The following is a 22,374-nucleotide window of genomic DNA, read 5'->3' on the forward strand; positions in this document are numbered from 1 at the left end:
ATAAACTTGATTAGTACTACTTACTTTTTAGCTTTTTTACTAGCTTTTTTAAGAATGTTTGGTTTTTTTACAGTATTACCAGTATTTTTTCCAAAGGGATTGCCTAATATTGCAAAGATTGCACTTACAGCAATTATGGGCTATATGCTTTTACCTGGAATTGATTATAGTTTTTTAACTTCTATAAACAGCACTAATACACTTATTTTTTATTGCATTAATGAAGTAATAACTGGATTAGTTCTTGGATATATTGCTAACTTATGTTTTAACAGTGTAAAAATGGCTGGACAGCTAATAGACTTTCAGATTGGATTTTCTATGATTAATATGTTCGACCCATCTTCCGGTTCTAATACAACCCTAGTTGAAAACCTTCTTTATTGGCTAAGCTTAATGCTATTTTTTATAATTGATGGGCATCACATGTTGATTAGAGCGCTGATGGAAAGCTTTAATGTTGTTGGACTCGGAAAATTTATACTAAATCAAAAATCTATAATGCTAATTATTAAAGCTTTTATAGAATTTTTTGCTATAGGCTTAAAAATTGCAATACCTGTTATCCTTGTTATTATCATTACAGATATTGTATTGGGACTTATAGGAAGATCAGTTCCATCGCTAAACATAATGATTTTAGGACTTCCTGTAAAAATTCTAGTAGGGCTTGCGGGTTTTTTATTTGCATTACCTTATATTGTAAAAGTTATAGTAACTACCTTTGATGGAACAGGAGATTTATTCAAGAGTTTATTTAAGGTGTTGACTGTAGTTTTTATTTTTGCTTCTGAAGATAAGACAGAAGAGGCCACCCCTAAGAAGAAGAGTGAGGCTAGGAAAAAAGGTCAAGTAGCTAGAAGTAAAGAAGTCAATCTTGCTCTTACACTACTTGCAACCACATTAATATTAATAACTTTAGGTGGGTATGTTGGAAATAGTTTTAAAGCTACAATAATTACCTTTTTAAGCAATTATCTTAATATAGATTTAAACTATAATACTTTAAGAAATATAACATTTATAGCAATGTGGAGGGTTTTTTTAGTATTTTTACCAGTAGCACTACCAATCATGATTATGGGAATTCTAGCAAATTATATACAAGTAGGTTTCATGTTTATAGGCGAACCTTTAAAACCACAACTGTCCAAGTTAAATCCTCTTAAAGGATTAAAAAGGATGTTTTCAATGAGGACATTAGTGGAAACAATCAAGAATATTATTATAGTTATCTTGCTTTGCTATGTTGGATACTCCTTTGTTAGAGATAACTTTTCATATATATTAACTATTGGTAACTTGAAAGTAGGAGAAATACCAGTTTCATTTGGCAAAATAGTAATTAATATTTTCTTTAAAGTAACCTTAATAATGATTATAATAGCATTGATAGATTATATTTATCAAAGGTATACGTACAACAAAGAGTTAAAAATGACAAAACAGGAAGTTAAAGAAGAATTTAAACAGCAAGAAGGAGATCCACAGATAAAGTCAAAAATAAAACAAAGGCAAAGGGAAATGGCATCAAGAAGAATGATGCAAGCAGTACCTAGTGCTACTGTGGTTGTGACAAATCCTACTCATATAGCAATTGCTCTAAAATATGATGAAGGAAAAAGTGAAGCTCCAATACTAGTTGCTAAAGGAGCAGACGCAGTAGCAATTAGAATTAAGGAAATTGCTAAAGAAAATGATGTACCGATAATTGAGAATAGGCCATTAGCAAGACTTATATATGAAAAAGTTGAACTTGATTCAGAAATTCCTAATGATATGTATCAAGCCGTAGCCGAAATACTGGCTCTAGTTTATAAAATGAAGAAGAGAAAGTAGAAGGTGATAAATTTGGCGTCAAATAACAAGCCTAAAGTTAATTTAAAAAACAATACAGATGTCATAGTTGCTTTTGGTGTAATAGCTATAGTACTTATGATAATTATACCTTTTCCACCCAAGATGCTGGATGTCCTGATAGTATTAAATATAACACTATCAATAATGATAATATTATTAACTATGTTTACTACTGAAGTATTGCAGTTTTCAGTTTTCCCAACTATGCTTCTTATTACAACACTTTTTAGACTAGGACTTAATATTTCCTCAACGAGACTTATACTTAAGGATGCGTATGCAGGGGATGTTATTGAAGCTTTTGGGAGCTTCGTTGTTGGTGGAAACTATATTGTAGGTATTATAATATTCTTAATAATTATGATAGTTCAGTTTTTAGTTATTACTAATGGTGCAGGAAGAGTATCAGAAGTATCTGCTAGATTTACTTTGGATGCTATGCCTGGTAAACAAATGAGTATAGATGCTGATTTAAATTCAGGTCTTATAAATGAGGAACAAGCAAAGTTAAAGAGAAGAAACATACAAATGGAAGCTGATTTTTATGGAGCAATGGATGGTGCTTCAAAATTCGTTAAAGGGGATGCTATTGCAAGTATTATTATTACAGTAATTAATATAATTGCAGGTATAATAATTGGGGTTGTAATGCTAAAAATGGATATACAAACTGCAGCTACCACTTATGTAAGACTTACAATAGGTGACGGACTTGTGAGCCAGATTCCAGCACTACTGATTTCCACAGCCTCAGGTATATTAGTAACTCGTTCAGGAAGTGATGAAAATCTAGGTACAGTACTTGTTTCACAGCTTACTGGTTTTCCAAAGGTTTTTGCTATTGCTTCAGGAGTACTGATGGTACTAGCAATTGTTCCTGGTCTTCCTCACTTTGTATTCTTTATATTATCTGTGGCTACTGGAATAAGTGCTTACTTCCTATTTAAGGATGAAAAGTCAAAAGAAATAATGAAGATTGAATCTGAACAGATGGAGATTACTGAAACCGAGAAGAGGGAACCTGAGAATGTGATGAGTTTAATTGCAGTAGAGCCAATGGAAATTGAAATTGGATATGGACTAATTCCTCTAGCTGATGAAAGCTCTGGCGGTGATTTACTTGAGAGAATCGCTTCAGTAAGAAGACAATGTGCCATTGAAATGGGAATAATAGTACAACCTATTAGAATTCGGGACAACCTTCAGCTTAAGACTAACGAATACATCATTAAGATAAGGGGAACAGTAACTGCAAAAGGTGAACTGATGCCTAATATGCTTTTATGTATGGATCCAACTAATGGTGATTTTGAACTACAAGGAATAAAAACAGTGGAGCCAGCATTTGGATTACCTGCTGTGTGGATAAATAAGGATCAAAGAGAAGATGCCGAAATAAAGGGACTCACAGTAGTTGATCCTACTACTGTTATGGTTACACACTTAACTGAGACCATTAAGTCTCACAGTTATGAATTACTTGGTAGACAAGAAGTAAAGCTAATTGTGGATACAGTAAAGGAAAAGTACAGTGCAGTTGTTGAAGAACTTATACCTGATCTTATGACAATAGGCGAAGTTCAAAAAGTATTACAAAATCTGCTAAAGGAAAAGGTTCCAATAAAGGATATGGTAACAATTATGGAGTCTTTAGCAGACAATTCAAGGGTAACAAAGGACTTAGAGCTTTTAACTGAATATGTTAGATTTGCACTAGCAAGAACTATTTGTAATCCTCTTATCGATGATAGAGGTGCTATAACTGTTGCTACACTTTCACCAGAAGTTGAAGATGTGGTTTCTAGCAATATACAAAAGTCAATGCAAGGTTCCTTCCCAGCAGTTGATCCAGATACTACTGGAAGAATATTAAATTCAATAAAAGGGGTTCTAGATAGCGTATATTTTTACGACAATCAACCGGTGCTTTTAGTTTCACCAAAAATTAGACCTGCTTTTAGAAAACTAATTGAAATGGTATTCCCACATATTAATGTATTATCATTAAATGAGATACCGAATGAAATTGAGATAAGAACCGAAGGAGTAGTGACTATCTAATGATTATAAAGAGGTATATTGTTAGTAATATGAACGAAGCTATGACGCGTATTAGATACGAGCTTGGCAAGGATGCTGTTATTATAAGCCAGAGAAAAATAAAAAAACCTGGACTTATGGGATTTTTCTCAAAAAAAGTAATTGAAGTAACTGCTGCAGTAGAGAATAACAAAAAGAAGGAAGAAGATATGACAGAAAGTATTGAGGCCATTAAAAAACTTATGAAACAAGATGGTACAATAGATAGTGCTGACATATCTGTTCCTAAGAAGGAAAAAGTTACTATATTACGTGAAAAGGAAGTCTATAAACCTGAAAGTCAAGCTATGCAAAGTAAGCAGGTGGATTTATATAAAGAAATGCAAGAAATGAAAAATATGCTTGGTAATATTCTGGATAAATCTCAAGGCCTAACTGAAACTGGAGTAAAGAGTGATTTGGTATCAAAACTAGAAGATAATGATGTTAATGATAAAGCAATAAAGAAAATATTAAGTCACATGGAAATTCAAGGTGAAGATTTAGAAGAGAAAGAAAAAGCGAGATATGCAATTGAAAGCATGATATCTGAATCTGATGTTAAGATGGAGGGCAGTGTGGTATTAGTTGGACCAACAGGTGTTGGGAAAACTACTACCATAGCAAAACTCGCTGGAAGACTATCTTTACTAGAAAAGAAGAAAGTTGGACTTATTACAATTGATACTTATAGAATTGGTGCTGTGGAGCAGCTCAAAACCTATGCCGATATTATGAACATACCATTTAAAGTGGTTTTTACAATTAAAGAAATGGAAGCAGCAGTAGAAGCAATGTCAGATTGTGATGTTATTTTAATTGATACTACCGGCAGAAGCAGCAAAAATGCAATGCAGATATCAGAGCTCAGGGCTTTTGTTGAAAAGGTTAATACTGATAACATACATCTAGTAATCAGTTGTACAACAAAAAATAAGGATATTGATTCAATTGTTGAAGGCTACAAGCAGCTTAAATATAATAATGTGATTATAACAAAATTAGATGAAACACAGTCCTATGGTTCAATAATAAATATATTAGAAATTGCTAAAAAGCCCATCAGCTTCATTACAACAGGTCAAAATGTTCCAGACGATATTAGAAAACCAAGTACTAAGGAAATTTCTAATCTTATACTAGGAGAGGATAGTATATGTTAGACCAAGCTCAAAGACTAAGGCAGCTAGCAAATCAAAATGATAGTACTACTAAACCTAGAATAATCACAGTTACATCTGGAAAAGGCGGAGTGGGCAAGAGTAACTTTGTAGTTAATCTTTCTATCACGCTTCAAAAAATGGGTAAAAAAGTAATGATATTTGATGCTGATGTGGGAATGGGAAATGATGATGTGCTTATGGGATTTCTACCAAAGTACAACGTATTTGATGTAATTTTAAATGGTAAAGAAATTGATGAAGTAATTATTACAGGGCCGTATGGAGTTAAGCTACTTCCGGGTGGTTCTGGATTAACGAAGATAGATGAGTTAACAGATGACCAGAGACAAGTATTTATAGACAAATTGGAGAAAGTTAAAGACTTAGATTATATAATTATGGATACAGGGGCGGGTATCAACAGGAGTGTTTTAGGATTTGTAGCTTGTTGTGAAGAACTTATAGTTATTACAACTCCTGAGCCAACTTCCTTGACGGATGCTTACAGCTTATTAAAGGCGATTAGTCATTTTAAAATAAAAAGCAGTGCTAAGGTTATAGTTAACAGAGCATTTGATACTAAAGAAGCTGACATTACTTTTGGAAAATTTAATAATGCAGTAACTAACTTTTTGAAAATGAGGCTAGAGTATCTAGGATTTATATCTGATGATAGAAAATTAATTCAAGCTGTAAGAACTCAACAGCCTTTTGTTATTAGTTTTCCTAATTGTGAAGCTGCGCAGGATATAGGAAAAATAGCAAGAAAGCTTGTTGGTACCTCAGGAAGCGAAGAAAGAATGGGAGTACAGGGTCTATTTAAAAGAATATTTAGTATTTTTTCATAAGGGGTGTTCTAATGGCAGAAGAAGTAAATTTCATAATAAACACTAAGGTTGAAATCTCATGGAGTGATGGATACTATAAGAGTAACATAGAAGATGTAAGAGAAAATTATATAGCAATCAGTATTCCTACTAAGGAAGGACAATATATTCCTCTTAGAGTAGGGGAACAGCTTGAGGTATTTTATTATCCTAATAATGAAGATATATATAAATTTAGTTCTATAGTTCTAGGAAGAGAAGTAGATAGAATACCTATGATACTTTTGGGTATGCCATCTTCAATAATGAAGGTTCAAAGAAGAAAGTTTGTTAGAGTTCCTATTGTTTGTGACATAAACTGCTCTATAATCGATAAGGCTCTTATTAATAAGGATTATACAGTAGAAGCTAATAGAAGTAAGGAAACACTTAAAGCTACATTATTGGATTTAAGTGGTGGTGGAATGAGGGTTAGGTTTAATAAGGATATTAAACTTAAGGAGATAATTGTAAGCTATATACCTATAGATTCTGATGAAATAGTAATAATGGGTGAAGTTGTAAGAGTAGATAAGGATAAAGATAGCAAATGTATTTGTGGAATTAATTTTATGGGTTTAACAGAGAAAACTAGAGATAAGATAATAAGATTCATATTCCAACTTATGCGCAGTCAGATGCGAAAAGTATAGAGGGGGTTCTAGTATGGCCATGGCGAAAGCTGCCGATGTTAAGGTACAGGTAGTAGAAAAATATATACCATTAGTTAAATACATCGCTTCAAGAGTAATTATCGGAAAAACTAAATATATTGAATATGAAGACCTCGTTAGCAATGGTATGATTGGTCTAATGGATGCAATAAATAAATTTGATCAGAGCAAGGGCATGAAATTTTCAACCTATGCATCTATAAGAATAAAGGGTGCTATGATAGATGAGCTTAGAAAAAATAGCCCAATTTCCAAAGGAGCCATGGATAAACTTAATAGATACAATGAAGTAGTTGAAAAACTTCAGAGAAAACTTTTGAGAGATCCACTTAATTCAGAAATAGCTAAAGAATTAAATATATCTCTACAGGATGTTTCTGACATAGAAAGCTATATAAACTATATTTCTATTGTTTCCCTTGAGGATTTGATTTTTTCAGAAGATGATGACATGCCCTTAATTGGTACAATACAAGATGAAAACAGTCCAAGTCCTGAAAAGAGCTTGGAGGAAAAGGAAGAACTTGAATATTTAACTAAAGCGTTAGAACTTTTAAATGAAAAGGATAGAATAGTATTATCACTATATTATTATGAAGGTCTTACCTTAAAGGAAATTGGAAAGGTTTTAGAAGTGTCAGAATCAAGAGTATGTCAATTGCATAGTAGAGCAATTGTTCACCTAAGAAAAGAAATGAAAAAGTTAAAATATACTTAAAGCCTGGAAGAACCACAGGAAGTGCAATAATTAATAATTATTGTTGGCCTGAGAGAAGAACAGCAGGAGGGTATCATGCCATATATTATTTTACTAATTGCTGTATTGCTCATATTTTTTAATGTAAGAGCAATGAAGAAAGAAAAAATGTCCTTTTTAAACAATTTTGAAAATGCCTCAATGAATATGAATGAATATGATATAAAACTTGGTGAACTGCGAAGAGAATTTTCTGAAACAATCTTAGAACTTCAAAAGGAAATACAAGATTTAAAACTAAAACTTGAAAATAGTAGTGTCAATGACACTGAAAAGCTAAAGCTTCATGAAGATTTTGAAATAAAAGGCGTCAGCGGTGAAAGAAAAAATCTTAATACTGATATTAATGATATCAGCACAGATAAACATAGAGACAAAATCGAGAATTTAGATTATAATAATATAAAAGAAGAAAAAAATAGTCAAAATATTGACATAAAAGTAGAATCAAACAATATAAAGATAAATGAAATCGAAACACTTATAAATAAAGGACTAAGTATGGATGAAATATCTGAAAAACTAGGTATTGGTAAGGGGGAAGTACTATTAATAAAAGAATTATATCTAAAATAAAAGAATTAATAGACTTTCTTAGTGATAGAAAAATATTAATTGGTATTGGAATTGGAATGATAGTTGCAACTCTTATTATGATTGGCGTTAAAATCAATTATCAGATGAGCAATGCAGAAATAGAAAAAAGGGCTAGAGGACTGGGTATGGACTATCCAACAGAATTTAAAGTAATAGAAAAAAAGGATGTGAACAAATGATTAGAGGGCTTTATACAGCAGTTTCTGGAATGATTACTCAAGAGGCAAGGCAGGACGTTATTACTAATAATATGGCTAATGTTAACACTGTAGGATATAAAGGTGATAATCTTTCAGTAAGAAAATTCAATGATGTATTGATTCAAAATTATGATAAAAAAGTTAATGGCAAAAATGTGAAAAATGTTATTGGATCTTTAAGTGAAGGTAGTGAGATTGATGTAGTGAAAACTGTGTACACGCAGGGACTTATTCAATCAACAGATAAGCCAACTGATTTTGCTCTTGATGGCAGTGGCTTTTTTACCGTTTCTAGAAATATGTTAGGTACAGAAAAACAATATTATTCAAGGGATGGTCACTTCCATGTAAACAGTGCTGGATATTTAGTAAATGATAGTGGAGATGCAGTGCTAGCAAAAGAACTAGATAATAATTTAAATACAGTGGGCGAACCAAAGCCAATATATGTTGGAAATAATTCTATTACTTCGGATAACCTTGGAAACATAAATATAGGTGACAAAAAATATAAATTTCATACTGTTAATTTTAATAACTATGGTGATTTAAAAAAAGTTGGAGACAATTTATATGATGGAGCAAATCCAATTGAAGATAATAATGTAGGTGTAAAACAAAATTCTTTAGAAAAATCAAATGTTAATGTAATAAACGAAATGGTTAATATGATGACTGTTTCTAGAACTTTTGAATCAAATCAAAAGGTTGTACAAGCTATGGATGAGACTTTGAACAAAGCTGTTAATGAGGTTGGAACAGTAAGATAACTAGACAACTAGTTATGTATTACTAAAAGAATTGCGGAGAGGTGAAATAGTTGCTTAGAATATTATGGAATAGCAGAGCTGGTATGAATGCTCAGCAGGAAAAATTAGATTCTATATCTAATAATTTGGCTAATGTTAATACTGAAGGATATAAGAAAACGGATGTAACTTTTAGTGACTTAGTGCAGGAAACTTTAAATAGGCAAGGTTATCCTAACACAAAAGGTTCAATTTCCTCCACAGGAACTGGTGTAAAGGCTTCACAGTGGATAAGAGATGGAAAACAAGGAAATCTTCTTCAAACTGGTTCTAATACGGATTTAGCTATTGATGGAAGTGGATATTTTGCTGTTACAACTGCTGATGGAACAGTAGCTTATACAAGAAATGGGAGCTTTAATACTGATTCAGCAGGAAGTATTGTAGATAAGAATGGAAATAGATTAAATATAACTTTTAATCCTGGAGCTACAAATGAAGATAGGGTATTTACACAGGATAATTTTGTTGTAAGTCCTGAAGGAATTGTATCTAAAAGATTACCAGGCGGGAATACCAAGGAAGTTGGAAAGATAGAATTATATAATTTTGTTGGACAAGATTCCTTAAGATCAGTTGGTGAAAATTTATATGTTCCAAAAGCAGGAACACAAATGTACCAAAACAACGATTACAATATAGAGCAAGGATTTTTAGAAGGCTCTAATGTTGATGTTGCTTCTGAAATGACAGATATGATTGTAACACAAAGGGCATTTGAATTAAGTTCTAAGGGGTTAAAAACTGCGGATGATATGTGGGGAATAACCAATAATTTAAGATCAAAATAGTAAGTAATCTGTTTGCATTTAAGGTATGTAAGTTTAGCATAGTATGCTATCTTATATGCCTTTTTTATTTATGAAAAAATTTAATAAAATGGAAAGTAAAATCATATATATTATCAACAGAAAATTTAAGGGAGGAGTATTTATGTATTGCATAAAAAGAGATAAATATTATTCAAATGATAACTCATTATGTCCATTTATGGCTTACTATAGTCAACCTAAGGCACCATATGCACCTTGCTTTATGACAAATCAAAATTTTGTACAAGGAGGATGTCGCCATTGCCAAAGCTTTAATATAAACGCTGTACCTGTTAATTATCCAGATCTTCAAATGAATCCTATGTATTATTCTAATCTTTATAACTACAATATGATGGGAAACATGGTTACATCTATGCTTCCTGTGCCAGTAGAAGAAATTGAAGATTAAGATTTATGTAATAAAGCGTTTATCGTTAGTAAAAGTATCATGGATATGAGAATGGTATAGCATATCCATGATTTATTTATAGTTTGTTGGGGGAACATAAGCATATGGGTATTGGGTATGTGTTGGGGTGCCTTATAAGTATAATACTATGGAAATTGGACAGGCAGAAATTCTATGCTCTAATTCATAAGAAGGCAAAAGGAATATTAAAGAATGATGTGCTTATTCAACTAATTTTCTGGAGTTTTACTGCCTTAATTTATATGATTTTCTTAAAGTTTAATAAGAATGAAATTTTTAATGCCATTACTGCTTTTACAGTAATAGATATTAGCAATACAGAAAGAAAAAATATAAAATTTAAGGAGCGATTCCAATTTTATGACTCCATATCCACTATATCAAGAGCTATAGTATGTGGATTTGTTGCACCTCTCTTCTACATAACACTATTTGGAAATGCGTTTGCAATATTATATTCTTTTATATATAACTTTTATATGCTACATGAGGAGTCAGACTATTTAAAGGTGATATTTACAATTTTGACAATTGTACCAGCATTAATATCAGAAATATTTTTATATATTGTTTATATATTTAGAAATAAAAAGTATAGAATAGATTTTAAAGGAGATTATTTTATTAACGCCTTTGTAAGGCCACTGCTAAATGTAGACATTATGGGTGCATACATTGAATCTGTAAATTTTTATTATTATTTTTCTTCAAATAATACAGATTTTATAAAAAGCTATGGTGAGTATAGTAAAAAAGTTGATAGTATTTGTATAAAAGATTATTTAAGTATTGGATACGGGACTTGCATTTTGACCTTTCTTTTATTTTTTATACTAATAAAATAAGAAGTGAAAAATTCACTTCTTATTTCATTGATGTTATAGCAGTAGTAATAGGTGGTATTACTTGCTTTTTTCTTGAAAGAATACCTGGAAGATAAACACTATTTCCAGTTAATTTTACATTAAAGGCTCTTGAAATTATATCTTTATCTTTACCAAGGGCTATAAGCTCGGAGCCTCCGTTTAAAATATCTGTTAACATTAATACTATCACATTGAAACTATCTTCTACAGCCTTTTTTTCCATTAGATTGACCATTTCCTCACGAATATCTGAGAAGCTTTCTATATTCATAGTTCCAACTTGTGAAATTCCAATTTTTAAGTTGTTTATGGTGAAGACTTTAAAGTCCTGATGGAAGATTTCATCAGCTGTCTTATCCTTTAGAGAAGTACCAGCTTTGAACATTTCTTTTGCAAATTTTTCCACATCTATATTTGCTATTTCAGCAAGTCTTTTTAAGGTTACTTTATCAACATTAGTTGAGGTAGGTGATTTGAATAAAAGTGTATCAGAAATTATAGCAGCACACAAAATTCCTGCAGCTTTTCTAGAAGGTCTAATGCCATTTTCAAAGAATATTGATGCTATTATAGTAGAAGTACTTCCAACGGGTTCGTTTCTAAAATATATTGGACCTCCAGTTTGAATATCTGCAATTCTGTGGTGATCTATTATTTCTAGAACCTCGGCATCTTCAAGACCATGAACAGATTGAGTCCTCTCGTTGTGATCAAGCAAAATAACTTTTTTCTTGTTTTGAGTTATCAAATGGTATCTAGAAACACTACCCATAACCTTATTGTCTCTATCAACTACTGGATAGCTTCTATACCTAGTTTCAAGCATAACATCCTTAATTTCTTCAACGAAATCATCAACATGAAAGCTAAGTATATTGTCTTTAGTCATTACATATCCTATTGGAATACTTTGAGTTATAAGTCTTGAGGCAGTAAAAGTATCGTATGGGGTAGTTATTATAGAACATCCAGCAGCTGTAGCCTTTTCAACAACAGTGTCACTGGCAAAATGATTGCCTGTAATTATCATAAGTGAAGCTTTTGCATTAATTACGGATTCCTGAGTATCTTCTCTATCTCCACAGATAACCACATCACCCTCTTCAATAATACATTCAGCACTATCAGGCTGCATAGCAGCAGTAACAATTTTTCCTCTAATTTTAGGGTTTTCCTCAGGAATATATATACACTTAGCAGAAAGGGTTTCTAAAATGTTTTCCAGTGTAGTATTACTTTTGGATAGTATATTGTTATCCCAAATATCCATATAAGTTGAAGTTAAGTTTGAAAGAGAAGCAATACCTATTAGGGTATCAGTTTCGTTTACTACAGGAAGGGTTTTTATATTATTTCTTTTCATTATATTCCAAGCCATTTTTAAGGAAATTTCCGGATATACTGGTGCTACGATATCAATATCTAAATCAGAAATTTGCACTTTTACAGTTTCTATTAGCTCAGGAATTTCTACGCCAAAATAATTTAGTATAAATTGAGTCTCTCTATTTACAGCACCAAGTCTTACAGGTATGGCAGTAGTATTTTCAGTCTTATTTTTAAACTCTGCATAAGCAATGGATGCGCAAATAGAATCAGTATCAGGATTTTTATGTCCAGTTATGTATATTACATCATTCATAATAAAATTTCTCCTTTCAGTCGAAACACTGGGTAACTTAAACATGATCGCTACCGCTCACAATTTACCCGTAAATGTCCATTTAGGAAATTTACCTCCTATAAGCAAATTTAAAAAGTCTACTTTACACTATTTTATAGTTTAAAACTTTGCTTGTAAATAGAATAATTAAGCTATTTACAATTTAAACCTTTACATTTTTATAATAATAAAATTTCACATATCTAATAATTTGTGGACATATATTACTATAGGGCAAAAATGGACAAAGTGTACTTTGGATAAAGTAAAATTCCATAGTTTGAGGTTCATTATTTTAAGTAGCAGGAGGGAAGAAAATGGTTAATCATCAAGATGCAATGTATGGTTTGACAAAGGAAGATGTAGATAAAAGACTAAAGACATATGGCTTAAACCAGCTTGAGCAAGCGAATAGAATTTCATCTATTAAAATCTTTTTATCCCAATTTAATGATTTCATTGTATGGGTTTTAATAGGAGCAACTATTTTATCCGGAATTATGGGAGAAAAGGCTGATGCAATTACAATTTTAATAATTATAATTATGAATGCCATTCTAGGTTTTGTTCAGGAATTTAAAACGGAAAAATCCTTGGAGGCTCTAAAAAAACTTGCAGCTCCTACCGCAAAGGTAATTAGAGAAGGAAAAGTACAAGTAGTAAATGCAGAATTTTTAGTACCAGGTGATTTAGTTATACTGGAAAGTGGAGATAGGGTACCAGCTGACTGCATTATACTTCAATATAGCAATGTAATGGTGGATGAGTCGCTTTTAACTGGTGAATCCCTTGGGGTAAACAAGAGTGACAAAGATAAAGAAAATAATTTATATATGGGAACTATAGTGCTTACGGGAAAGGCAACTGCTAAAGTATTACAAACTGGTATGAAAACTGAAATGGGAAAAATAGCAGGTATGCTTCAAAGTATTGAAAATGAAGTATCACCATTAAAACTAAAACTAGCCTCTCTTGGCAAAATACTTGTAGTTTTATGTGTAATAATTTGTATAGTTGTTACTTTGACAGGTATATGGAGAGGACAAGATAAGTATCAGATGTTTCTATCAGGTGTTAGCTTGGCAGTTGCTGCGATACCAGAAGGACTAGCAGCTATTGTTACTGTGGCACTAGCTCTTGGAGTGTCAAGAATGCTTAAGAGAAATGCGCTAGTTAGAAAACTTCCTGCAGTTGAGACTTTAGGATGTACCTCAGTTATATGCAGTGATAAGACAGGTACATTAACTCAAAATAACATGACTGTTAAAGCACTGTACTTTAATAACAATTTATACAATTATGATAAGGAAAGGGTTCCTGAAAATTTAGTTTTAAAAAAGGCTTTTACCTTCTGCAACGATTGTAATTTGGATTTAAAAGAAAATAATATTCAAAAGAGTCTTTTAGGTGACCCAACTGAAACAGCTTTAATAAAGGCATTTTTTAATGATACAAAATCCTATAATACTTTTTTAAATACTGGAAGCAGAGTATTTGATTTGCCATTTGATTCAAACAGAAAAATGATGTCTGTAGTTATAAGAGAGTCTGGCAGAGAGTGCTGTTATGTAAAAGGGGCTCCTGAAAGAATAATAGATAGATGTAAATATGTTTTAGATAGCGGAGAAGTAAAACCGTTAACCCCTATATATAAGCAAAAAATTCTTATAGCAGTAGAAAATATGTCTTATAAGGCTTTAAGGTGTATCGCAGCAGCGTATAAGGATAAAAATATTGTAAAAAATAGCAGTCTTGAAAATGATTTGATATTTATTGGGGTTGCAGGAATAATAGATCCCCCAAGAAAAGAAGTTAAAGATGCAGTATTGGAATGTAAGATAGCTGGCATAAAACCAGTAATGATTACTGGAGATCATAAAAATACTGCTTATGCTATAGGTAAGGAATTAGAAATATGCAAGGATGAAAGTGAAGTACTTACTGGAGAAGATTTAGATAAGATAAATGATAAAGATTTAGTTAAAGTGGTAGGAAATGCTACTATATTTGCTAGAGTTAGTCCAAACCATAAGCTAAGAATAGTAAAAGCATTTAAGAATAGAAACCAAATAGTAGCAATGACTGGTGATGGAGTAAATGATGCTCCTGCTGTAAAGGAAGCAGATATCGGTATTTCTATGGGTATATCAGGCACTGATGTAACCAAAGAAGCTTCATCCATGATTCTTCTGGATGATAACTTTGCTACAATAGTGGCCGCAGTAGAAGAAGGAAGGGTAATATATGATAACATAAGAAAGTTTATAAGATACCTTCTTTCCTGTAACCTTGGAGAGGTATTAACTATGTTTTTAGCTTCTATGTTCTATTTAGATACACCTCTTCTTCCAATACAAATATTATTTGTAAACTTACTTACAGATGGGCTTCCGGCTATAGCTCTTGGTGTTGACCCCGCTGATAAGGACATAATGTATCAAAAACCTAGAGAAAAGAATGAACATATATTTGCAAGAGGACTTACAGAAAAGATATTAATAAGAGGCAGCTTGATAGGAATTTGTACGGTGCTGGCATTTATAATGGGAAGATACTATAATATGGATTTAAAAGCCTGTAGAACTCTAGCACTAGGAACACTAATTATGTCTCAATTGATACATGTTTTTGAATGTAGATCAGAAAAACATTCAATTTTTGAGATAAAGCTATTTACAAATATGTACTTAGTAGGTGCAGTGCTTATTTCGATAACAATGCTCAACTTAGTTCTCTATGTACCATTTTTACAGAATGTATTCCATACGGTAGCATTAGGCTTTGGACAATGGATGATAGTTATATTCTTTTCAGGTATAATATCTTTCATTAATAGTGTTTATTTGTATATGCAAAGAAGATAATTATTAAATTAGGTGTAAAAAATCCCTTGTATTCTTGATACAAGGGATTTTTTATTATGAATTATTTATATCTTCTAACTTGTTGAACCTTTTGAGTTTTGCCTTCAACAGGAACTAAATCTTTCTTTGTGCTTAGGTTTCTTACATTCATAATTGAAAGCATTTCTCTATTTTCTTTACCTTTTTTGCCCTTAAGTCCTTGTATTACGACTAAGTTACCTTGCGTTATACTAATAAAGTTAGGTTTTTTAAACCATTTGTTTCTTTTATACATACATTTAACTATTGACTTACTTCTATCTGGTCTAACTAGAATAGTAACTCTTAATTTATGGAAAATCCATAGGACAGTTTTTTCTTCTACTTTAACAGAAACTACATTTCCTTGAACTTGAGTTATTCTGTCACCATATTTTTTTAAATAAGAATCTGTATAAACCTTGGAAAACTTTTCTTTAAAACTCATATATATAACTCCTTTTCAATGAATTTATTTATAAATTCAAATAATCTAAATAAGGCCATTATTATAATAATATTATTTATGGCATTTTTATGTATATTATATCACAGTGTCCAGTTATTTAAAATATATAATTTTTAAAATATATATTTATAGTTTTGCCCATAAATTCTTAATTATATGAAATAAATAAATTTATAAGAAATTATATTAAGATAAATAACTTAACTAAAAATTTTATTTGTGATATCATAATTATGAGAGTATGAAAGTAATTATGTCGAATTTACTCAACTTAGAAAGGCGGGAGAGGAAAATGTGTTTAGGAATTCCTTTAAGAGTCATCTGCATTAATGGTAATACAGCTGTTGGAGAAATGAATGGAATTGAAAGAAAGATAAGAATAGATTTAGTTCCAAACGTTAAGCTAGAGAACTATGTTATGGTACATGCAGGTTTTGCAATAGAAATTATTGATTATGAAGCTGCTAAGGAAACGTTGGATATAATGAAGGAACTAGAGGAAAGTTTAGAACAAAATAATAGATAATTTGATATAAATTTTGATATGTATATCTTAAATGAGCTTATGCATTTAGAAAGGGATAGATATGGAAAGTGCAGTTTTAAATGAAGTATTAAAAAAGATAGAAGAGATCAATAAGTTTCAGAATAACATTAGTATTATGGAGATTTGTGGTACTCATACTATGGCTATAAGTAAGTATGGAATCAGGGATTTGCTTAATAAAAATATAAATCTGGTATCGGGACCAGGGTGTCCAGTTTGTGTAACTCCAAGTAACTATTTAGATTATGTTTATGATTTATCACTTGAAAAGGATGTTATTATAGCTACTTATGGAGATATGATTAGGGTACCTGGGAGTTCACCAGCTAGGACTCTAGAAAAGGCTAGAGCTCTTGGTGCTGCTGTGAAAATGGTCTATTCAAGTATAGATGCAGTAGAGCTTGCAGCAGAAAATAGAAACAAAAAGGTAGTTTTTCTAGGAATAGGCTTTGAAACTACAACGCCTGCAACAGTAGTTGCAATAAAGGAAGCAGAAAGACAAAAGCTTGATAACTTTTATGTGCTGTCGCTTCACAAGCTTGTTGAGCCCGTTATGAAGGTTTTACTTGAAGATAAGGAACTCAATATACAAGGATTTTTACTGCCAGGTCATGTAAGCGTTATCTTGGGGGAGGAAGGCTTTAAATTTCTAAATAACTATGAATGTAGTGGTATAATAGCAGGCTTTGAAATGAAAGAAATAGTAGATGCACTTTATGAAATAGTAAAGTCCATAGAAAGCAATGAATATACAGTAAAAAACTGTTATAAATCAGTTGTAAGAAAGCAGGGTAATGCTGTAGCCAAAGATATGTTTAAAGAGGTATTTGAAGTAAGAGATGATTATTGGAGAGGACTAGGGCTAATTAAGGAAAGCAGCCTAAAGCTTAATGAAACTTATAAAAAATATGATATTGAAAAAATATATCCTCTTAAGTATAAGGAAGAAAAATCATCAGGCTGTAGGTGTGGGGATGTTCTGAAGGGGCTTATTAAGCCTTGTGAATGTGGAAATTTTGGGAAGGTATGTGTTCCAGAAAATCCATTGGGTCCATGTATGGTATCTAGTGAAGGAAGTTGTTCTGCATACTATAAATATGATAGAAATAATATTAAACTTTAATGTTTTTATAATATAGTGAGAAGGTGCGCTAATGATAAAGGATGAATTTGTGACTATGTCATTTGGTAATGGAGGTAAAAAAACCTCTGCTTTTATTGATAATGTAATTTTACCGAGCTTTAATAACAAGGAACTTAATAGCCTTGGAGACGGTGCTGTTTTGGATGTATCTGGAAGTATTGCTTTTTCTACAGATAGCTTTGTAATTGATCCTTATATATTTCCTGGTGGGGATATTGGTAAGCTAAGTGTGTGTGGGACAGTAAATGATCTATTGATGTGCGGTAGTATTCCTAAATATCTAAGCCTTTCCTTAATAATTGAAGAGGGGTTTAGCTTAAAGGAGCTTGAACATATAATTACTTCTTTAAGTAAAACTGCTGAAAAGGCAGGAGTTAAAGTTGTAACAGGGGATACAAAAGTAGTTGACAAGGGACATGGACATGGAATTTATATTAATACAGCAGGTATTGGACAAAGAGTAGAAGGTATTGATTTAGGAAAGTCAAGAATTAAAAGTGGAGATAAGGTTATTGTTTCTGGCAGTGTGGGCAATCATGGATTAGCTATTTTATGTGCTAGAGAGAAGCTGTTGGAAGGAAGTCTATACTCAGATTGTACCCCACTAAATGAAGTGGTTTCTACCATATTGAAGTACGGTGATAAGGTTAAAATATTAAGAGACCCTACAAGGGGAGGAGTAGCTACTACTCTTAATGAATTCACGGAGGGAATGGACTTTTCTATAGAGCTTTTAGAAGAAAGTATTCCAGTAGATCCAAGCGTAAGAACAGCAGCTGACCTATTAGGCGTAGATCCTCTTTATAGTGCAAATGAAGGTAAGGTGCTGGTAGTTGTGGATTCAGAATGTGCTGATGATTTGGTTGAGGACTTAAGAAAACATGAAGCTTCTTTTAATGCAGCTGTAATAGGCCAGGTAGTTGATTATCTACAGTCAAAGGTAGTTATAAAGAATCAGCTTGGAATTAGAAAAGTTCTGGATAAATTATCAAATGATTTGCTGCCAAGAATATGTTAAAGAAGGAGAATAAGTTAGTATGCATGAATTGCCCATAACGGAGAGCATAGTTAGAATTTGCTGTGAAGAAGCGGAAAAATACAATGTAAAAAAAGTAAATGAAATTAAAATTAAGGTAGGTGAGCTTTCTGGCCTTGTACCAGAATGCCTGCAATCTTATTTTGATATAGTAAGCAAGGATACTATTATTGAAGGGGCTAAATTAAATATAATTAAAATTCCTGTAACTATGGAATGTACTGAATGTAATGCAAAATTTGAGCTTCTAAAATCACAAGGTAATTGCTGTGAAGTGTGTGGAAGCACCAAATTGAAAATAGTTAATGGAAATGAGTATTATATAGATAGTATGGAGGTCGATGAGGATGGAAATTAAAGTTGTAAGACAGATAATGGAGTGGAATGAAAATTGTCACCAAGAGCTAAGAAATACTTTTGAAGAAAATAATGTTTTAATGATAAATATAATGGGTTCTCCTGGAACTGGTAAAACTACATTTATTACGAATATTATTAATAGCTTAAGCAATGAATATAAAATAGGTATAATTGAGGGTGATATTGCTGGTTCTATTGATGCTGAAAAAATAGCAGCACTAGGTATACCTGTTGTACAGCTTAATACTGAGGGCGCATGTCATATAGAAGCAATGTCAATAAAAAATATGCTTCAATACTTTGATTTAAAGGATTTAGATATTTTAATAGTAGAGAATATAGGAAATCTTGTTTGCCCCGCTGAATTTGACATTGGAGATGAGCTAAAGATAGCACTTTTAAGCATACCTGAGGGTGATGATAAAGTTGAAAAATATCCGCTTATGTTTACTAGAGCAAATGCACTAGTAATGACAAAATACGATATGTTACAATACTTTAAGTTTGATGAAAAAAGAGTAGTTGATAACGCTAAAAACAATAATCCTGATATTGAAATATTTAAAGTTAATAGTGTTAAAGGTGATGGAATGCCTGAATTTATAGAATGGATAAAAAGCTACTTAAACAAATAAAAAATAATCTTAAAGCGATGTTATATATTTAAATAGTAATCTTTGAACTGCGTATTTACGCAGTTTTTTTTATTTTGTAATAATATTGTTCCTAAAATCCAATTTTTAGAATATTAATATAGTAAGTCATATTTTTTGAAGAAGGCAGTAATGGCCTTAAAAATTATGCTCCTAGTAAATCATGAAGGGAGGAATAGTATAGTGAAAAGACAGTTAACTGCTAATGATATTGTATATAAGTTCGAATTTGAAAACATAGATTATAGAAATGAACTTGAGCATATACCGGAGTATAGCAGCGTTTATGAAAAGATTAAGGAAACTATAGATATAGAAAGGTCAGGTTATAACATTTATCTTATTGATGATTTTTCAAAGGATAAATTAAGAAATATAATAAATTTTATCGAGGGAAATTTTGAAAAGAAAAGTTCGCCTAAGGATATTTGCTATGTAATAAAAGAAGATATAAAACATCCTAAAGTTCTTTTTTTACCCGCTGGCAAGGGGAATGAATTAAAAGGAATGGTTGAAAAAATACAGAGTTCCTTTGCTGACTCAGCTTTCGAATTTTACAATTCAACAAACAATAAGGAAAAAGAGGAGATTATAGATTTTATTCAAAAAAGACGTAATGAATTAATGAGTAAGCTGGATAAAATGGCTGAGGACTTTGGATTTGAAGTAAAAGTTACAAATTCAGGCTTTGCATTTATTCCCGTAAAAGCTGGAGAGGAAATGAAAGAAAGGGAGTACGATGACTTAAACGAAGAACAGAAAAGTGATATGTTAAGTAAAGTGAGTATATTAAAGAATAATGCTCAGGATATATTAGAACAATTAAAGGATATTGAAGTAACTGAACTTGAGAAAATCAAAGCATTAATGAAGAAGCATTTTTGCGACGAAATAAAAGAGCTAGAGGCTGAATACAATAATGGATTTAGTGAGAATGGAGATATAGTTGAATATTTAGATTATGTATGCAGTAATATTGAACAGGGGCTTATTGATATTTACTCTATAAATTACGAAGAAGATGAAGAAAAAATAAATGAAGTAATTTATAAATTTGATGTAAATGTACTTGTAGATAATGAAAAAAACAAAAATCCAATGGTTATTTTTGAAGAAGATCCTTGTGTAGATAAATTGCTTGGTAATATAGAATATGAAAATCGTAATAATACTTACTCTACGGATGTAAGCCTAATAAAATCAGGTTCTTTGCTAAGGGCAAATGAAGGATGTTTAATTATAAGAGCAAATAGTCTCCTTGCAAATCCTAATGCATATTATTATTTGAAAAAATCTCTTATTAGTGAAAAAATAGATTTAGACTATAACAGGGGATATCTAGAACTACTTTCGCTAAATGGATTAAAGCCAGAACCAATAAATATAAAAGAAAAGGTAATTTTAATAGGGGATTATGAGACTTATGATTTGTTATACAATTATGATGAGGATTTTAAAAAGCTATTTCCTATAAGAGCTGAATATGAACCAATTGTTGATATAAATGAAGCTACTAAGGTGGCTTTATTAAAAAATATTCACAAGGTTATTAAGGAAAATAATTTATTAAATATTGAAGATGGTGCAGTAAAAGAGATAGCTAAATATCTTTCTAGAAAAGCAGAAGACAAGAGTAAAATATATTTTGATGGTATTGAATTAAGTAAAATTTTGATAATGTCCAGTAATAGAGTGAGAGGAAAAGGAGAGAAACTAGTTAAAGCTGAAGATATCAAAGCTGTGGCATATTCCGAGGAACTGATTGAAAAGAGCATAATGGAGAGCTTTAGCAGCAAAAAAATGTATATTAGTGTGAATAATAAAGTGGCAGGTCAAGTAAACGGACTTTCAGTAATAGATACAGGGTATTTTTCGCTTGGAAAGCCAATAAGAATCACCTGTACTTGTTATAATGGTGACGGTAGTATAATAGATATTCAAAAGGAAAGCAATTTAAGTGGAAGTATTCACAGTAAATCAATCAATATTTTAAGAGGCTATTTAAGCAGAATAGTGAATAGCTACAATAAGCTTCCTGTAGATTTTCATTTGTGTTTTGAACAGCTTTATGGCAAGATTGATGGTGATAGTGCATCAGTGGCTGAAATAGTTTGTATGATTTCTGCGCTTACTAAACTTCCCATAAGACAAAATATTGCAGTCACAGGGTCTATAAATCAATTTGGAGAGGTGCAGCCTATTGGAGGAGTTAATGAAAAAATAGAAGGCTTTTTCAAAACCTGCAAAGCCGTAGATACCATAGAAGGTAAGGGAGTGCTGATTCCTTATTCAAATAAGGATGACTTAGTATTAAGTGGAGAAGTAGAAACAGAAATAGAAAAGGGTGCATTTACTATATATACTATGGAAACTGTGGAGGATGCTATAGAAGTATTAATAGGCACTGAAAAGATAAAATATGATGATGTTATAAACATTATGGAAAAGGAAATAAAAAAATATAGTTCAAAATCATAAAAAAGATGCCTTAAAAGGCATCTTTT

Annotated in this window: 21 protein-coding genes; 19 read left to right on the forward strand and 2 right to left on the reverse strand. The window is 31.5% G+C overall.

Annotated features, from left to right (window positions below):
* Positions 1–6: 6 nt before the first annotated feature.
* From bsdE14_RS19500 to bsdE14_RS19555, 12 genes are all read left to right on the forward strand, one after another.
* Positions 7–1,839, forward strand: a complete 1,833-nt coding sequence (locus bsdE14_RS19500) for a fused FliR family export protein/FlhB family type III secretion system protein (protein WP_264851665.1) — start codon at positions 7–9, stop codon at positions 1,837–1,839.
* Between the two features lie 3 nt (positions 1,840–1,842).
* Positions 1,843–3,921 (forward strand): flagellar biosynthesis protein FlhA, encoded by a 2,079-nt coding sequence (gene flhA, locus bsdE14_RS19505; protein ID WP_435382576.1) that lies wholly within the window; start codon positions 1,843–1,845, stop codon positions 3,919–3,921.
* Positions 3,921–5,102: a flagellar biosynthesis GTPase FlhF gene (gene flhF, locus bsdE14_RS19510; protein ID WP_264851667.1), complete on the forward strand. Its 1,182-nt coding sequence runs from the start codon at positions 3,921–3,923 to the stop codon at positions 5,100–5,102. Before flhA ends, flhF begins: the two co-directional genes overlap by 1 nt.
* Positions 5,096–5,950, forward strand: coding sequence for a MinD/ParA family protein (locus bsdE14_RS19515; protein ID WP_264851668.1), 855 nt, complete (start codon positions 5,096–5,098; stop codon positions 5,948–5,950). The genes flhF and bsdE14_RS19515 overlap by 7 nt, the downstream gene beginning before the upstream one ends.
* 11 nt (positions 5,951–5,961) lie before the next feature.
* Positions 5,962–6,621 carry a flagellar brake protein gene (locus bsdE14_RS19520; RefSeq protein WP_264851669.1) on the forward strand — a complete coding sequence of 220 codons (660 nt, stop codon included), beginning with the start codon at positions 5,962–5,964 and terminating at the stop codon, positions 6,619–6,621.
* Positions 6,622–6,634: 13 nt separating this feature from the next.
* Positions 6,635–7,360: a FliA/WhiG family RNA polymerase sigma factor gene (locus tag bsdE14_RS19525; RefSeq protein ID WP_264851670.1), complete on the forward strand. Its 726-nt coding sequence runs from the start codon at positions 6,635–6,637 to the stop codon at positions 7,358–7,360.
* A 75-nt stretch (positions 7,361–7,435) separates the two neighbouring features.
* On the forward strand, positions 7,436–7,975 hold the full coding sequence (locus tag bsdE14_RS19530; RefSeq protein WP_264851671.1) for a hypothetical protein: 540 nt from the start codon (positions 7,436–7,438) through the stop codon (positions 7,973–7,975).
* A 56-nt stretch (positions 7,976–8,031) separates the two neighbouring features.
* Entirely contained in the window at positions 8,032–8,175 is a 144-nt protein-coding gene (locus tag bsdE14_RS19535) for a hypothetical protein (RefSeq protein WP_264851672.1), read from the forward strand.
* Positions 8,172–8,966 (forward strand): flagellar hook-basal body complex protein, encoded by a 795-nt coding sequence (locus tag bsdE14_RS19540; protein ID WP_264851673.1) that lies wholly within the window; start codon positions 8,172–8,174, stop codon positions 8,964–8,966. The genes bsdE14_RS19535 and bsdE14_RS19540 overlap by 4 nt, the downstream gene beginning before the upstream one ends.
* A gap of 50 nt (positions 8,967–9,016) precedes the next feature.
* Complete coding sequence (locus tag bsdE14_RS19545; RefSeq protein ID WP_264851674.1) at positions 9,017–9,796, forward strand: flagellar basal-body rod protein FlgG; 780 nt, start codon at positions 9,017–9,019, stop codon at positions 9,794–9,796.
* A gap of 142 nt (positions 9,797–9,938) precedes the next feature.
* Complete coding sequence (locus bsdE14_RS19550; protein WP_264851675.1) at positions 9,939–10,229, forward strand: hypothetical protein; 291 nt, start codon at positions 9,939–9,941, stop codon at positions 10,227–10,229.
* 104 nt (positions 10,230–10,333) lie between these two features.
* The gene (locus bsdE14_RS19555; RefSeq protein ID WP_264851676.1) at positions 10,334–11,095 is read left to right on the forward strand and encodes a hypothetical protein; all 762 of its coding nucleotides are present in this window, start codon (positions 10,334–10,336) and stop codon (positions 11,093–11,095) included.
* Positions 11,096–11,114: 19 nt separating this feature from the next.
* On the opposite strand, the gene bsdE14_RS19560 is transcribed toward bsdE14_RS19555, so the two are convergent.
* Positions 11,115–12,758 carry a putative manganese-dependent inorganic diphosphatase gene (locus bsdE14_RS19560; protein ID WP_264851677.1) on the reverse strand — a complete coding sequence of 548 codons (1,644 nt, stop codon included), beginning with the start codon at positions 12,756–12,758 and terminating at the stop codon, positions 11,115–11,117.
* Between the two features lie 338 nt (positions 12,759–13,096).
* Here bsdE14_RS19560 and bsdE14_RS19565 point away from each other — a divergent pair, with 338 nt between their 5' ends.
* Positions 13,097–15,643 (forward strand): calcium-translocating P-type ATPase, SERCA-type, encoded by a 2,547-nt coding sequence (locus bsdE14_RS19565; RefSeq protein WP_264851678.1) that lies wholly within the window; start codon positions 13,097–13,099, stop codon positions 15,641–15,643.
* Positions 15,644–15,704: 61 nt separating this feature from the next.
* Here bsdE14_RS19565 and bsdE14_RS19570 read toward each other — a convergent pair whose 3' ends face one another.
* Positions 15,705–16,109 carry a hypothetical protein gene (locus bsdE14_RS19570; RefSeq protein ID WP_264851679.1) on the reverse strand — a complete coding sequence of 135 codons (405 nt, stop codon included), beginning with the start codon at positions 16,107–16,109 and terminating at the stop codon, positions 15,705–15,707.
* Between the two features lie 313 nt (positions 16,110–16,422).
* Here bsdE14_RS19570 and bsdE14_RS19575 point away from each other — a divergent pair, with 313 nt between their 5' ends.
* The 6 genes from bsdE14_RS19575 (at position 16,423) to bsdE14_RS19600 (ending at position 22,348) form a co-directional block, all read left to right on the forward strand.
* Positions 16,423–16,656 (forward strand): HypC/HybG/HupF family hydrogenase formation chaperone, encoded by a 234-nt coding sequence (locus tag bsdE14_RS19575; protein ID WP_264851680.1) that lies wholly within the window; start codon positions 16,423–16,425, stop codon positions 16,654–16,656.
* Positions 16,657–16,717: 61 nt separating this feature from the next.
* Positions 16,718–17,800, forward strand: coding sequence for a hydrogenase formation protein HypD (gene hypD, locus bsdE14_RS19580; RefSeq protein ID WP_264851681.1), 1,083 nt, complete (start codon positions 16,718–16,720; stop codon positions 17,798–17,800).
* Between the two features lie 31 nt (positions 17,801–17,831).
* Entirely contained in the window at positions 17,832–18,839 is a 1,008-nt protein-coding gene (gene hypE, locus bsdE14_RS19585) for a hydrogenase expression/formation protein HypE (RefSeq protein ID WP_264851682.1), read from the forward strand.
* Positions 18,840–18,858: 19 nt separating this feature from the next.
* Positions 18,859–19,215 carry a hydrogenase maturation nickel metallochaperone HypA gene (gene hypA / locus bsdE14_RS19590; RefSeq protein WP_264851683.1) on the forward strand — a complete coding sequence of 119 codons (357 nt, stop codon included), beginning with the start codon at positions 18,859–18,861 and terminating at the stop codon, positions 19,213–19,215.
* On the forward strand, positions 19,205–19,852 hold the full coding sequence (hypB, locus tag bsdE14_RS19595) for a hydrogenase nickel incorporation protein HypB (protein ID WP_264851684.1): 648 nt from the start codon (positions 19,205–19,207) through the stop codon (positions 19,850–19,852). Before hypA ends, hypB begins: the two co-directional genes overlap by 11 nt.
* 201 nt (positions 19,853–20,053) lie before the next feature.
* Positions 20,054–22,348, forward strand: coding sequence for an AAA family ATPase (locus tag bsdE14_RS19600; protein WP_264851685.1), 2,295 nt, complete (start codon positions 20,054–20,056; stop codon positions 22,346–22,348).
* The last annotated feature ends 26 nt before the right edge of the window (positions 22,349–22,374 follow it).

It is taken from the genome of Clostridium omnivorum (assembly GCF_026012015.1).
Taxonomy (GTDB): Bacteria; Bacillota; Clostridia; order Clostridiales; family Clostridiaceae; genus Clostridium_AX; species Clostridium_AX omnivorum.

What these genes read in the sequence shown, in the direction of transcription:
- bsdE14_RS19565 (WP_264851678.1), top strand. Translation starts at nt 13,097, where the DNA reads ATGGTTAATCATCAAGATGCAATGTATGGTTTGACAAAGGAAGATGTA.
- bsdE14_RS19530 (WP_264851671.1), top strand. Translation starts at nt 7,436, where the DNA reads ATGCCATATATTATTTTACTAATTGCTGTATTGCTCATATTTTTTAAT.
- flhF (WP_264851667.1), top strand. Translation starts at nt 3,921, where the DNA reads ATGATTATAAAGAGGTATATTGTTAGTAATATGAACGAAGCTATGACG.
- bsdE14_RS19560 (WP_264851677.1), bottom strand. Translation starts at nt 12,758, where the DNA reads ATGAATGATGTAATATACATAACTGGACATAAAAATCCTGATACTGAT.
- bsdE14_RS19555 (WP_264851676.1), top strand. Translation starts at nt 10,334, where the DNA reads ATGGGTATTGGGTATGTGTTGGGGTGCCTTATAAGTATAATACTATGG.
- hypA (WP_264851683.1), top strand. Translation starts at nt 18,859, where the DNA reads ATGCATGAATTGCCCATAACGGAGAGCATAGTTAGAATTTGCTGTGAA.
- bsdE14_RS19570 (WP_264851679.1), bottom strand. Translation starts at nt 16,109, where the DNA reads ATGAGTTTTAAAGAAAAGTTTTCCAAGGTTTATACAGATTCTTATTTA.
- bsdE14_RS19540 (WP_264851673.1), top strand. Translation starts at nt 8,172, where the DNA reads ATGATTAGAGGGCTTTATACAGCAGTTTCTGGAATGATTACTCAAGAG.
- hypD (WP_264851681.1), top strand. Translation starts at nt 16,718, where the DNA reads ATGGAAAGTGCAGTTTTAAATGAAGTATTAAAAAAGATAGAAGAGATC.
- bsdE14_RS19535 (WP_264851672.1), top strand. Translation starts at nt 8,032, where the DNA reads ATGATAGTTGCAACTCTTATTATGATTGGCGTTAAAATCAATTATCAG.
- hypE (WP_264851682.1), top strand. Translation starts at nt 17,832, where the DNA reads ATGATAAAGGATGAATTTGTGACTATGTCATTTGGTAATGGAGGTAAA.
- bsdE14_RS19515 (WP_264851668.1), top strand. Translation starts at nt 5,096, where the DNA reads ATGTTAGACCAAGCTCAAAGACTAAGGCAGCTAGCAAATCAAAATGAT.
- bsdE14_RS19550 (WP_264851675.1), top strand. Translation starts at nt 9,939, where the DNA reads ATGTATTGCATAAAAAGAGATAAATATTATTCAAATGATAACTCATTA.
- bsdE14_RS19520 (WP_264851669.1), top strand. Translation starts at nt 5,962, where the DNA reads ATGGCAGAAGAAGTAAATTTCATAATAAACACTAAGGTTGAAATCTCA.
- bsdE14_RS19525 (WP_264851670.1), top strand. Translation starts at nt 6,635, where the DNA reads ATGGCCATGGCGAAAGCTGCCGATGTTAAGGTACAGGTAGTAGAAAAA.
- hypB (WP_264851684.1), top strand. Translation starts at nt 19,205, where the DNA reads ATGGAAATTAAAGTTGTAAGACAGATAATGGAGTGGAATGAAAATTGT.
- bsdE14_RS19575 (WP_264851680.1), top strand. Translation starts at nt 16,423, where the DNA reads ATGTGTTTAGGAATTCCTTTAAGAGTCATCTGCATTAATGGTAATACA.